9 protein-coding genes are annotated in these 13866 nt (G+C 53.9%); 7 read left to right on the top strand and 2 right to left on the bottom strand.

The features are described from left to right. Positions 1–56 precede the first annotated feature (56 nt). A complete protein-coding gene (gene alkA, locus HV318_RS06005; RefSeq protein ID WP_182271997.1) occupies positions 57–929 on the top strand; it encodes a DNA-3-methyladenine glycosylase 2 in 873 nt (290 codons plus the stop codon). On the opposite strand, the gene HV318_RS06000 is transcribed toward alkA, so the two are convergent. Continuing rightward, positions 894–4223 carry a diguanylate cyclase gene (locus tag HV318_RS06000; RefSeq protein ID WP_182271996.1) on the bottom strand — a complete coding sequence of 1110 codons (3330 nt, stop codon included), beginning with the start codon at positions 4221–4223 and terminating at the stop codon, positions 894–896. The genes alkA and HV318_RS06000 overlap by 36 nt on opposite strands. A 343-nt stretch (positions 4224–4566) precedes the next feature. Here HV318_RS06000 and udk point away from each other — a divergent pair, with 343 nt between their 5' ends. The 3 genes from udk (at position 4567) to asmA (ending at position 7751) form a co-directional block, all read left to right on the top strand. Next, complete coding sequence (gene udk / locus HV318_RS05995) at positions 4567–5208, top strand: uridine kinase (RefSeq protein ID WP_182271995.1); 642 nt, start codon at positions 4567–4569, stop codon at positions 5206–5208. Positions 5209–5299: 91 nt separating this feature from the next. Beyond that, the gene (dcd, locus tag HV318_RS05990; RefSeq protein ID WP_182271994.1) at positions 5300–5881 is read left to right on the top strand and encodes a dCTP deaminase; all 582 of its coding nucleotides are present in this window, start codon (positions 5300–5302) and stop codon (positions 5879–5881) included. A 22-nt stretch (positions 5882–5903) separates the two neighbouring features. Continuing rightward, positions 5904–7751, top strand: coding sequence for an outer membrane assembly protein AsmA (asmA, locus tag HV318_RS05985; protein WP_182271993.1), 1848 nt, complete (start codon positions 5904–5906; stop codon positions 7749–7751). A 42-nt stretch (positions 7752–7793) separates the two neighbouring features. On the opposite strand, the gene HV318_RS05980 is transcribed toward asmA, so the two are convergent. Beyond that, entirely contained in the window at positions 7794–9377 is a 1584-nt protein-coding gene (locus tag HV318_RS05980; protein WP_182271992.1) for a TerC family protein, read from the bottom strand. 692 nt (positions 9378–10069) lie between these two features. Between HV318_RS05980 and HV318_RS05975 the strand changes: the two genes are divergently transcribed. Genes HV318_RS05975 through wzc form a run of 3 tightly spaced genes read left to right on the top strand, consistent with a single transcriptional unit; the run spans position 10070 to position 13824 of the window. Further along, complete coding sequence (locus tag HV318_RS05975) at positions 10070–11209, top strand: polysaccharide export protein (protein ID WP_182271991.1); 1140 nt, start codon at positions 10070–10072, stop codon at positions 11207–11209. A gap of 6 nt (positions 11210–11215) precedes the next feature. Further along, positions 11216–11659: a low molecular weight protein-tyrosine-phosphatase Wzb gene (wzb, locus tag HV318_RS05970; protein WP_182271990.1), complete on the top strand. Its 444-nt coding sequence runs from the start codon at positions 11216–11218 to the stop codon at positions 11657–11659. Between the two features lie 2 nt (positions 11660–11661). Next, positions 11662–13824, top strand: coding sequence for a tyrosine-protein kinase Wzc (gene wzc, locus HV318_RS05965; RefSeq protein ID WP_182271989.1), 2163 nt, complete (start codon positions 11662–11664; stop codon positions 13822–13824). Positions 13825–13866 lie beyond the last annotated feature (42 nt).

The raw sequence follows: 13866 nt of genomic DNA, 5'->3' as shown, positions 1-13866 counted from the left end.
GCAAGGCGCAACAAGATCTTTCGGTTTATGCTGAGGGGAACATAAAAGGAGCAACAATGTATACCCTGACGTGGCAACCCCCTTATGACTGGCAATGGATGTTTGGCTTTCTTGGCGTGCGTGCGGTAGCGGGTGTCGAAACTGTCACGGACGAATACTACGAACGCAGTTTTGCCTGTGAGGGACATCAGGGGATATTTCGCGTCACGCCGGATATCCGCACCCATACGTTGGAGGTAACGTTCAGTGTGGGGCTGACGCCAGTGGCACAGACCTGCCTGGAGCGCATCGGACGTCTGTTCGATCTTGCCTGCGATCCGCAGCAAATTCAGGAGGCGCTGGGCGAACTCGGTGCTGCGCGGCCAGGCTTACGTTTACCGGGGGCAATGGATGCCTGGGAGCAGGGCGTGCGGGCGATTCTGGGGCAGCTGGTCAGCGTGGCGATGGCGGCGAAACTGGCCTCGCGTGTTGTGGCGCTGTGTGGCAAACCGGTTAAGGATTCTCCGGGCTATGTCTGCTTCCCGACACCGGCAGCGCTGGCGGCGGCCGACCCACTGGCGTTGAAAGCTCTCGGGATGCCGGTCAGGCGGGCGGAGTCGTTGATTCATCTGGCGCAGTCCGTGGTCGACGGAACGTTTCCGCTTTTCCCGCCTGCGGATATTGAAGAAGGCATGAAGGCGTTACAACAGCGGCCGGGGATTGGGCGCTGGACGGCAAACTACCTTGCCCTGCGCGGCTGGCAGGCGAAAGATGTTTTCCTGCCGGATGATTATCTGATTAAACAGCGCTTCGCCGGAATGACCCCGGCGCAGATCCGTCGATACGCCCAGCGCTGGCAGCCGTGGCGCTCTTACGCACTGCTGCACATCTGGTATACCGACGGTTGGGTGCCGTCAGTTGATAGCGAAATAGCTGGTATTCAGAAGTAATTCCAGCGGCTGTGGTTCGGCGATGGTGTCGCCGTAGATGAAGTCAATGCCGATACCGGAAAGGGTATCCATCATGATCGGCTGGTTGCTTGGCCCGGCGAGGGTTTTCATCCTCAGCCGCTGTGCATGGCCCTGAATAATGGCAACCATCATTTCATCCATCAGATTGCCGTGTATGTTCGTCACCATTTCTGCGTCCAGCATCAGATAATCGGCCATATTGGCGCTCAGGTGGTTAAAGACGTTCATGTCACGTCCTACCTGGCTGAGCACCACGCGACAGCCAGCATGACGGAGCTTTTGCAGCCCCTGCTGGACTCTCTCATCCGGGTTACGCACCACGTCGACAGCAATAACCAGATGCAGAAGACGACCCGGCAGCGTGCCTTTATCCAGAAGATCGAGCAACTCGTCGACCAGCGTGACGCTGGCTAAACCGGCTTCAGAAAGCGGCAGTGCCACTCCCATACCTTTACTGGCCACCTGCGCGGCATAGGTGCGGAAGAACTCGCTAAAAATACGTCGGTCGAGGGCGTGTAACAGTTCAGGCTCCGCCAGGCTCGAACGGAAGGCGTGCTCTTCCTGGACTTCGCCCTGGTTAGTCCACAGGCGTAATGAGATCAGCCAGAAATTACAGCTCTCCGGAATACGCGGGGAGGCGACGCTACGGGCAATCAACATCAGGTGATTGTCCTTGATCATATGCCACTGTTCATCAAGCGACATCATGCTGCGCGTGCTGTGGATCCGCTCCTGCTGCGGTTCGTAAACGGTGACGACACCACGCCCGTTGTTTTTCGAGGCATAGCAGGCGATGTCGGCTTGCGACATCACTTCCGACGCCTGATTGTTATTTTCATCAATCAGGGTGATACCGGCGCTGGCACCAATGCGGTGCAGACGTCCTTCCCACATAAAGTGGTAATTGTTGATGGCGTGGATCAGACGGCCTGCAATATAGCGTGCGCTTTCGATATTGCAGTCCGGCAGCAATAGCCCGAATTCGTCGCCGCCCAGACGTGCCAGGACGTCGCTTGAGCGCAGCATGGTCAGCATTAACGAAGAGAGTTCCCGGAGCAGGGCGTCGCCCGCCGCATGGCCTGCGGTATCGTTAACGGCTTTGAAGCGGTCGAGATCGATAAACACCAGCGCATGACGCTGGCGCGTCTCCTGCACGGTCTGCAACAGGCGTTTAAGGTGGTTTTCGAAGCTGACCCGGTTTGCCAGATGGGTGAGCGCATCGTGGGAGGCGCTGTAGCTCAGCTGACGCAGCATTTTGCGTGACTCGGTGACATCCTGAATCACCAGAACCGAGCCAATATTTTGCCCGTCCAGCGTACTGAGCGGAGTGATACTGTAATGGATATCAAAGCTCCCGCCAGTGCGACAGTGAAGCACCACATCCTGTTCAATCGCAGAACGGGACATATCGCCGCTGTGGATATTCTCCATCAGTGGGCCATTCTCACCAAACGTAATATGCAGCACCGTCAGGATCGGCTGCCCGATAGCCTCGGTTTGCAGCCAGCCGCTCATCTTCTCGGCGACGGGATTCATAAAGGTGACATTCATGTCGATATCGGTACACAACACCGCTTCACCGATGGAGTCGAGCGTGATGTGCAAACGCTCTTTTTCCTGGAACAGCGCTTCATTCAGCTGCTTAACTTCGGTCATGTCCATATTGATGCCAAGCAAGCGTTCAACTTCGCCCTGTTTATCCAGCACCCGGTTTGCCAGCGAACGAATATGACGTATGCCGTCCTTGACGCGAATACGAAACTCAAGCTTAAACGGCAGCCTGTCCATCAGCGAGTCGCGGATCACCTGTTCCACGTGGGCGCGGTCTTCTGGCACCATCGCCTCGTGCCAGAGTTGCCACGTCGGCTTGATATGTGGCGGAATTTCATACAGCTCGAACATCCGCTTATCCCAGCTGATGATGTCAGGCTCCAGATCCCACTCCCAAATCCCGATACCACCGGCTTCGTTAGCAAGGGTGATACGTTCCATCAGGCGTTTGTTGACCCACTCGGTCTGCTTGAGATCGTTAATGTCTTCAATCTGGGCGATAAAGTAGAGTGGGGAGCCGTCCGCATGGCGTACGACTGAAACAACAAGCAGCGCCCAGACGACCTCGCCATTGCGGGTGTAATAGCGTTTCTCAAGGCTGTAGTTATTGATATCCCCCCTCACAAGCTGTTCAAGCAGCTTCAGGTCGGAATTCAAATCTTCCGGCCACGTGAGCTGCTGGAAGGTGAGCGACTGAAGTTCTTTCTGGCTGTAGCCAAGAAAACTGCACAGCGCTTTGTTCGCCTGTAGCCACTGCCCTTCAACCCCCACCAGAGCCATACCGATGGCGGAATACTCCATTGCATTACGGAAACGCTCTTCGCTTTCGGTTATATGCTTACGTTCGGCACGAAATGCATACATCACCATCGTCATGACGTTGGCTGGCAGTAGCATCATCAGGAATGGCAGCCAGGGGGCATTCAGCATGGCGCTGGCATTCTGGGTTGCCAGCGGTAGGGGATTTCGGGCAATCATCAGCGAAATGACCATCACGGTGACTAAAAACACCAGGAAGGCTTCCATCCTCGGCAGACGCACGGCGCTCCACATGAGCAGGACGATGACGCAGGTAAACGGCCACGGTACCCAGGTTACGGCCACCCAGCTTAGCGTCAGGGTGGCGGCCATCGTCAGCAAGGTTTCCAGCAGCAGCTTCGGATTGCGGTGGCGAAGCAAATAGTGTGACTTAAAGAGCAGACCCAGTGGAACCAGTGCCAGCGAGCCAATGGATTCAGAAAGCACCCAGACCAGGAAGGTACGAAGTGGTTCCGGGCTGGGGATCAGAAAATGCACCAGTACCCCACCCACCAGCGGTGGTATCAGCGCACTGCCGATCGCCAGACGGATCCAGTCACCCAGGTTTTGTAATGGGTTATACCAGGGCAGCCATTTGCGGAGTATGACCGCGCCAATAAAGGCTTCAATCAGGTTTATCGAGAGGTAGGTGAAGCTCGTTGCCTCCCAGGAAAAGAGCATCCAGGTGGCCAGAATATTGCCAAATGAACAGGCCAGCGCAATGCCAGGCCACATTTTTCCTGCGTGGCGGTAAAACGCCACCATCATAATGGCGGTGGGAAACCAGAGGGGAGCCAGCAGCGTGCCGGAGCGGGTGAGCTCCAGCGAGAACAACGTAAAGATGAAGGTGACCAGGCCCAGACAGACAAGTCGTAATAAAGGATGTGGGGTAGTAACCAAAACCCGCTGGTATTGTTTATTCATTACCGCTTTATCCAAAGACGCCATGCCGTCAGGAGCCAGGCCCGGACGAGAGAATTTAATAATTTGGCTTATGCTAGTACAAACAATTTACAATTCATATGGCGACTGCTCATAATTTGACATCATAGAGTTATTAAATAGTTACTCTGCAAAAAATTCATATTAAACGCTGAAAAAATGTTCGTTTAAATTTCACTAAGGGATCGAAAAGGCACTTTTCAGCCTCTCTCGCATATCCTGCGCTTTCGACTGGTATCACGCCCACGAAATCCCTATAATTGCCGCGTTTGACGCTCCGGCGTCGTCCTTCCTTAACATCCAGGTCAATCAGGTCGCTAAATTTATGACTGATAAGTCTCATCAGTGCGTCATCATAGGCATCGCCGGCGCATCGGCTTCAGGTAAAAGTCTTATTGCCAGTACGCTTTACCGCGAACTGCGTGAACAAGTTGGTGATGAGCACATCGGCGTCATTCCCGAAGATAGCTATTACAAAGACCAATCCCATCTGTCGATGGAAGAGCGCGTAAAAACGAATTATGATCATCCAAATGCAATGGATCACAGCCTGCTGTTCCAGCATTTAGAAGCGCTTAAGAATGGCCAGGCGATTGAACTGCCTGTCTATAGCTACGTGGAACATACCCGCACGCAGGAAACGATTCGTATCGAGCCGAAGAAGGTGATTATCCTCGAAGGCATCCTGCTTCTGACCGACGCGCGTCTGCGTGAATCCATGAACTTCTCTATTTTTGTCGATACCCCACTGGATATTTGCCTGATGCGCCGCATTAAGCGCGACGTTAACGAACGTGGCCGTTCGATGGACTCTGTCATGGCGCAATACCAGAAAACCGTCCGTCCGATGTTCCTGCAATTTATCGAACCATCCAAGCAATACGCCGATATCATCGTGCCTCGCGGCGGTAAAAACCGCATTGCTATTGATATCTTAAAAGCGAAAATCAGCCAGTTCTTTGAATAAGCCACGCGAATTGTGTACCGTTCAGATATAACCTGGTTTTGCCCTGAGTCAGTAAACCCTCAGGGCACGATGCACGAAAGGAGAAAGTGCCATGCGTCTTTGTGATCGCGATATAGAAGCCTGGCTGGATGAAGGCCGCCTGTCTATTACCCCGCGCCCGCCGGTGGAGCGTATCAATGGTGTGACCGTTGACGTGCGTCTGGGAAATAAATTCCGCACCTTTAGCGGCCACACTGCACCGTTTATCGACCTCAGCGGGCCGAAGGACGAAGTCAGCGCGGCGCTTGATCGTGTGATGAGTGACGAAATTGTCCTCGACGAGGGTGATGCGTTTTACCTGCATCCGGGTGAGCTGGCGCTGGCGGTGACGTTTGAATCCGTCACGTTGCCTGCGGATCTGGTTGGCTGGCTTGATGGCCGTTCTTCTCTGGCGCGTCTGGGGCTGATGGTACACGTGACCGCGCACCGTATCGATCCAGGCTGGTCGGGCCGTATCGTGCTGGAGTTCTTCAACGCCGGTAAACTACCGCTGGCACTGCGCCCGGGTATGATGATTGGCGCGCTGAGCTTTGAACCCCTGACAGGTCCGGCAGAGCGTCCTTATAACCGCCGTCAGGATGCAAAATATCGCGACCAGCAGGGTGCGGTTGCCAGTCGTATTGATAAAGACTGATCGTTAGTCCACTGAGGATGCCATGAGAAGAGTTCTGACAACGCTGATGATATTGCTGGTGGTGCTGGTTGCTGGCCTTTCAGCGTTGGTTCTGCTGGTTAACCCTAATGATTTCCGTGCCTATATGGTGCGGCAGGTTGAAGCGCGCAGCGGTTATGAACTGAAGCTGGATGGGCCGCTGCGGTGGCACGTCTGGCCGCAACTCAGCATTCTCTCAGGCCGTATGTCGTTAACCGCACCGGGGGCCACTCAGCCGCTGGTATCGGCCGATAACATGCGTCTTGATGTGGCGCTGTTCCCGCTCTTTTCACACCAGTTGCAGGTAGACCAGGTGATGCTGAAAAGCGCGGTCATTCAGCTTACCCCACAAACTGAAGCCGTGCGAAACGCGGATGCGCCGGTTGCACCACGTGAAAACACCCTGCCAGATGGGGCGTCTGATACAGGCTGGTCATTTGATATCGGTAAACTGAAAGTGGCCGACAGTGTGCTGGTTTTCCAGCATGAAGATAATGATCAGGTCACTGTACGCAACATTAACCTGAAGATGGAGCAGGACGCGCACCATCGTGCCACGGTGGATTTCAGTGGACGAGTAAACCGCGATCAGCGCGATCTGACCCTGTCGCTGAATGCCAGCGTGAATGCGTCGGATTATCCGCACCAGCTCACGGCAGATATTCAGCAACTGAACTGGCAACTGACGGGGGCCGATGTTCCTGCTCAGGGAATTACCGGCCAGGGAACGTTGCAAGCCGTATGGCGTGAAGAACAAAAACAGCTGGAGCTGGATAACCTTAACCTGCAGGCGAACGACAGCAGCCTGAAAGGGCAGGCGAGTGTTTCTCTTGAACAGAAGCCGAAATGGGTGCTGAACCTGCAGTTTGATAATCTGAACCTGGAGAACCTGCTCGTGACCCAGGCCGCCGCGCCGGACAGTGATGTGCAGCAATCGGGGCAGAGTCAGATGAAACAGACGCGCCCGGTTATCTCCTCCAATATTGATCAGCCAGACTATAACGGTCTGCGCGGGTTCACGGCAGACATTCTGCTGAAAGCCAACAGCGTGCGCTGGCGCGGCATTGACTTTACCAATGTGAGCAGCCAGATGTTTAACCATAACGGGTTGCTGGTTGTCTCCGAGCTGAGCGGCAAAATGGGGACCGGGCATGTTTCTCTGCCTGGCTCGCTGGATGTGCGTACAGAACCCGCCAGCGCGGAGTTCCAGCCGCGTCTCGACAACGTTGAGATTGGTACGATCCTGAAAGCCTTTAACTACCCGATATCCATGACGGGGCAGCTGACGCTGGCCGGGGACTTTTCCGGGGCGAAGATCGATGCTGACGTCTTCCGCCGCGACTGGCAGGGGCAGGCTCACGTTGAGCTAAAAGACAGCCGTATGGAAGGACTCAACTTCCAGCAACTGGTTCAGCAGGCGGTTGAACGCAGCAGTAACGTCCAGGCCCAGGAAAATTACGACAGCGCAACGCGTCTCGATAGCTTTACCAGTGACCTGACGCTGGACAACGGGCAGCTCTCTCTGGACGGCATGCAGGGCTCTTCATCCCTGTTGTCGTTAACGGGCGAAGGCTCGCTGGATCTGGTGAAAGAGACGGCAGATACCCGTTTTAACGTGCGTGTGCTTTCCGGCTGGCAGGGTGAAAGCAAACTGGTCGACTTCCTGAAAGAGACGCCGATCCCGCTTAGCGTGTACGGCAAATGGCAGGCGCTGAATTACAGCCTTCAGGTGGATCAGATCCTGCGTAAGCATCTGCAGGATGAAGCCAAACGTCGGCTGAACGACTGGGCGGATCGGAATAAGGATTCACAGACAGGGAAAGATGCGAAGAAGCTGCTCAATAAGCTTTGATGTCTGTTGTGCCGGGTAAGGCGTAGCCTCCACCCGGCTTTTTTACACCTCAAAATCCATCTCTTCCTCATCGCGTAGCGGTATTAACCGTACCTTCTGCACGCGATGGTTCTCCACCTGTAATGTCTTAATCAGATAATCCCCGACCTGTACCTCTTCACCGGGTACCGGAATGCGCTGCAGATATTCCATCAACAAACCGGCAATGGTGTGGTACTCACGTTTCTCATCCAGAGGCAGGGGAACATACTGGATCAGGTCTTCAAGCGGCATATGGCCGTTGGCCGTCCATGAACCGTCTGCATTTTTCTGAATGTCATGGCGCGCATCAATTTCATCTACCTCGTTGGGGAGATTACCGGCGATGGTTTCCATTACGTCGCTGAGCGTGACCAGCCCTTCAACCGAACCAAACTCATCCACCACAAAAGCAAAATGGGTGCGCGCGTTACGGAACTGCTCCAGAGCCGAGAGCAACAGCAACGTTTCCGGGAACACCAGCGGCTGGCGCACCAGTGCGCGCAGATTGAGTGGTTCGCCGTGCAGCTGTTGTTGCAGCAGGTCGATAACATGCACGACGCCCAGCAGCTCTTCTTCCTCTTCTTCCCCAGTGACGACCACGCGGGTGTGCTGGTTTTTATCCAGCAACGCGCGGATTTGCTCTTCCGGGGCGGCCAGATCGATATGTTCAATGTCATGGCGTGAGGTCATGATACTGCTGACTGAACGCTGGTTCAGATTGAGCACCCGCTCAATCATCCGCCGCTCCTGCGGGTCAAAAATCTGCCCGTCGCTGTGATCGGCGAGCATCGCGGAGGATGCGGCATCCAGCTCCGCATCTTCTTTTTGTCCGCTGAGCAGGCGCATTACCGTGTCGGCAGTGCGCTGGCGCAGACTCTGGTTAGCAGACAGAAAACGACGGCGGTTGAAAATCGCCAGCTGGTTAAGCGATTCAATCATGACCGAGAAACCAATGGCGGCGTACAGATAGCCTTTTGGAATGTGGAATCCGAAACCGTCGGCCACCAGGCTAAAGCCAATCATCAGCAGGAAGCTCAGACAGAGGATGACGATGGTCGGGTGGCTGTTCACAAACCGTGTCAGCGCTTTGCTCGCCATGACCATCAGTACAATGGCGATAATCACGGCGGCCATCATCACGGCCAGATGGTCTACCATCCCGACGGCAGTGATGACCGAGTCCAGCGAGAAGACCGCATCCAGCACCACAATTTGCGCGACCACTGGCCAGAATTTAGCGCCCCGGCGCTGGGTGGGGTTTTCACTGTCTTTCCCTTCAAGCCGCTCATTCAACTCTACCGTGGCTTTGAACAGCAGGAACAACCCACCAAAAAGCATGATCAGATCGCGGGCGCTAAAGCTCAGGTTGTAAACGGTAAACAGCGGCGTGGTCAGCGTGACCAGCCAGGAGATTGACGCCAGCAGCAACAGTCGCATCACCATCGCCAGCAACAAACCCGTCACGCGCGCCCGGTCACGCTGCGAAGGTGGCAATTTTTCGGCGAGGATGGCGATAAAGACCAGATTATCAATACCGAGTACTAATTCGATGACGACCAGCGTAACCAACCCGGCCCAGAGTGATGGATCGGCAATCCATTCCATAGTAATAGCAATACCTTCTGTTATATGACCAATGTCACACTTTGATCATGGATAAAACCAGAGGAAATTGCAATGCCAGGGTGAGATTTCTCTTAATAAGCGGGAGAAAAAGAAAATATGCTGAGAATACTGTAAATAAGGTAAAGGCGTATATTTGATTATTAAGTGAGATATTTAGGATATATCGCAATTAATGATTTTAATGTGTTTTTTGTCAATATAAAGAAAATCCTAAAATGTGAAAAATTTGCTCTTAATATTATTCTTAAAAATAGTTATCAGGGCGGATGTCTTCTTGCCTGCTATTAGGTTAGCTGCAACAATTCCCTCAGCATCAAATGTTAAATCTCCTTGTTGCTATTATTGTTCCGGTCTTTAGTCTCGGTTATTCATTATCAGCAACTTCTCTGAAGTGGTTGGTATATTTGCTATAAGACCTGATTCAAGAGGGTGTCTTTCCATAACATATTGTTTAGTCAGTAGATTGGTAACTGAAAGCCAAGGGCGGTAGCGTGCCCGGACGCGAGTGAATCAGCCTCGATTATTCTGTCAATAGCCAGTGGGTGAATAAGCTTTTTTTAGGACTGATGCCAGTTATATTTCTATTTGATTAACTGCATGCTGAAAGCCAAAAGACCCGGGCTTATTTAAATTTCACAGGGTAATTACTCTGCCAAAGTGATAAATAATCAATGATGAAATCCAAAATGAAATTGATGCCATTATTGGTGTCGGTGACCTTGATGAGTGGTTGTACGGTCTTTCCCGGCAGCAATATGTCAACAATGGGCAAGGATGTGATCAAACAGCAGGATGCTGATTTTGACCTCGACAAAATGGTGAATGTTTATCCGCTGACGCCGCGTCTGGTCGAACAATTACGCCCACGTCCAAATGTTGCCCAGCCGAATATGTCTCTGGACCAGGAAATAGCCTCTTATCAGTACCGCGTAGGGCCAGGAGACGTGATCAACGTGACCGTCTGGGACCACCCGGAACTGACGACTCCGGCGGGCCAGTATCGCAGCTCAAGCGATACCGGGAACTGGGTGCAGTCTGACGGGACCATGTTCTATCCCTATATCGGCAAAGTGCATGTTGCAGGGAAAACGCTCGCCGAGATCCGTAGTGATATTACCGGCCGCCTGGCGCAGTACATTGCTGACCCGCAGGTGGACGTTAATATCGCCGCATTCCGCTCGCAGAAAGCCTATATCTCCGGGCAGGTGAACAAATCTGGCCAGCAGGCCATTACCAACGTCCCCCTCACCGTGCTGGACGCCGTTAACGCCGCAGGCGGTTTAACCGACGGCGCTGACTGGCGCAACGTGGTACTCACGCATAACGGCAAAGAGCAGCGCATTTCCCTGCAGGCGCTGATGCAAAACGGTGACCTGACCCAGAACCGTCTGCTCTATCCGGGCGATATTCTCTACGTACCACGCAACGACGATCTGAAAGTGTTCGTGATGGGCGAAGTGAAGAAGCAGAGCACCCTCAAGATGGACTTCAGCGGTATGACCCTGACCGAAGCGCTGGGCAATGCGGAAGGCATCGATCTGACGTCCTCCAACGCCAGCGGTATCTTCGTGATCCGTCCTCTGAAGAACGACGCCAGCGCCAAAGGCAAGATTGCCAATATCTACCAGCTGGATATGTCTGATGCGACGTCTTTGGTAATGGCAACGTCGTTCCGCCTGCAGCCATACGATGTGGTGTACGTCACCACCGCGCCAGTTGCCCGCTGGAACCGCCTGATCAACCAGTTGCTGCCAACCATCAGTGGCGTTCGCTACATGACGGATACGGCGCGCGACATTCATACCTGGTAACCCGCGATGTTTAACAAAATTCTGGTGGTATGCGTGGGGAACATTTGCCGTTCCCCGACGGCGGAACGGTTGCTGAAAAATTATCAGCCCGGACTCACCGTTGACTCCGCAGGGCTTGGTGCGTTGGTCGGTAAAAGTGCCGATGAACGTGCCACCAGCGTTGCCAACGGTCACAACCTTTCCCTTGACGGGCACTGCGCCCGCCAGGTCTCCGGCCGGATGTGCCGGGAGTATGACCTGATCCTGACGATGGAAAAACGCCACATTCACGCGCTGTGCGACATCGCGCCGGAGATGCGCGGCAAGGTGATGCTGTTTGGTCACTGGGACAATGAACGTGAAATCCCCGATCCGTATCGCAAAAGTCGTGAGGCGTTTGAAGCGGTATACACCTTACTTGACCAGTCTGCCCGTCAGTGGGCGCAGGCACTGAAAGCTCAGCAGGGATAACAATGACAGAAAAAACAAAACTTTCTGCCGCCCCGACTTCGGGCAGTGATGAAATTGATATTGGTCGCCTGGTCGGCACCGTTGTAGAAGCGAAGTGGTGGGTGATTGGGATCACCGCCGTATTTGCCGCTGCGGCGGTGGTCTATACGCTGTTCGCGACGCCAATCTACAGCGCCGATGCGCTGATGCAGATTGAGCAGAACACCGGTAGCTCGCTGGTGCAGGACATTGGTTCCGCGCTGGCCAACAAGCCTCCGGCATCAGACGCCGAAATTCAGCTTATCCAGTCGCGTCTGGTACTCGGTAAAACGGTTCACGACCTGGGGCTGGATATTTCCGTCACCAAAAATACCTTCCCGGTATTTGGTGCGGGCTGGGATCGCCTGATGGGCCGCAGCAATGACACCGTGAAAGTGACGGATTTTGTGCTGCCGAAAGGGGGCGCGGATCAGACGTTTACCCTGACCGTGCTGAGCCCGAAACAGTATCAGTTGACCAGCGATGCGGGCTTTAGTGCGCGGGGTGAAGTGGGGCAGATGCTCACCAAAGACGGCGTCAGCATGATGGTGAGCAGCATTCAGGCGCAGGAAGGGGGTAAGTTTACGGTCACCAAATTTTCCACGCTGGGGATGATCAATAATCTGCAAAATAACCTGACCGTCACCGAAAATGGTAAGGACACCGGCGTTCTGAGCATGACTTTTACCGGTGAGGATAAAGATCAAATCCGCGACGTACTCAACAGCATTACCCGCAACTACCTTGAGCAGAACGTGGAGCGTAAATCGGCGGAAGCGGCAAAAAGCCTCGCCTTCCTGGCGAAACAGCTGCCAGAGGTGCGCGCTCATCTGGATGATGCAGAGAATAAACTGAATGCCTATCGTCAGGATAAAGATTCCGTTGATTTACCGCTGGAAGCAAAATCGGTTCTCGATTCAATGGTTAACATTGACGCACAGCTCAACGAACTGACCTTCAAAGAAGCCGAAATCTCTAAGCTCTACACCAAACGTCACCCGGCCTACCGCACGTTGCTGGAAAAACGCCAGACGCTGGAAGAAGAGAAGGCGAAGCTGAATAACCGCGTGACCGCGATGCCAAAGACGCAGCAGGAAATTGTGCGTCTGACCCGCGACGTGGAATCTGGTCAGCAGGTGTATATGCAATTGCTGAATAAACAGCAGGAGCTGAAAATCACCGAAGCCAGCACCGTCGGCGATGTGCGTATCGTTGACCCGGCAATTACCCAGCCTGGTGTGCTGAAGCCGAAGAAAGCGCTGATTATTCTCGGCAGCATTATTCTTGGCCTGATGCTTTCCATCGTCGGCGTATTGCTGCGCTCGCTGTTCAACCGTGGTATCGAAAGCCCACAGGCGCTGGAAGAGAATGGCATCAGCGTGTATGCCAGCATTCCTCTGTCCGAGTGGCAGAAATCGCATGACAGCGTCAAAACCGTGAAGGGCGTTAAGCGTTACAAACAGAGCCAGCTTCTGGCGGTGGGTAACCCAACTGACCTGGCGATTGAAGCGGTGCGCAGCCTGCGAACCAGCCTGCACTTTGCCATGATGCAGGCTAAAAATAACGTCCTGATGATGACCGGTGTAAGCCCGTCGATTGGTAAGACATTCGTCTGTGCCAACCTGGCGGCGGTGGTGAGCCAGACCAATAAACGCGTGCTGCTGATCGACTGCGATATGCGTAAGGGTTACACCCACGAGCTGCTGGGCACCAACAACGTCAACGGCTTGTCGGAAATCCTGCTCGGTAAAGGGGAGATTAGTGAAAGTGCTAAACCGACCTCGATCCCGAAATTTGACCTGATCCCGCGTGGACAGGTACCGCCTAACCCCTCTGAACTGCTGATGAGTGAGCGCTTTAGCCAACTGGTGGCGTGGGCGAGCAAACACTACGACCTGGTGCTGATTGATACACCGCCAATTCTGGCCGTCACCGATGCTGCCGTTGTGGGCCGCCATGCAGGCACCACGCTGATGGTGGCGCGCTATGCGGTGAACACCATCAAAGAGGTGGAAACCAGCCTGAGCCGTTTTGAACAGAACGGTATTGAGGTGAAAGGGGTGATCCTGAACTCCATCTTCCGTCGCGCGAGTGGTTATCAGGATTACGGGTACTACGAGTACGAATATAAATCGGACAGTAAATAAAAGTTCATCCCCCCCTCACCCTAACCCTCTCCCAAAGGGAGA

The sequence above is a fragment of the Enterobacter sp. RHBSTW-00901 genome (assembly GCF_014103115.1).
Lineage (GTDB): Bacteria > Pseudomonadota > Gammaproteobacteria > Enterobacterales > Enterobacteriaceae > Enterobacter > Enterobacter cloacae_P.
This window is presented reverse-complemented; position numbering and strand designations above follow the sequence as displayed.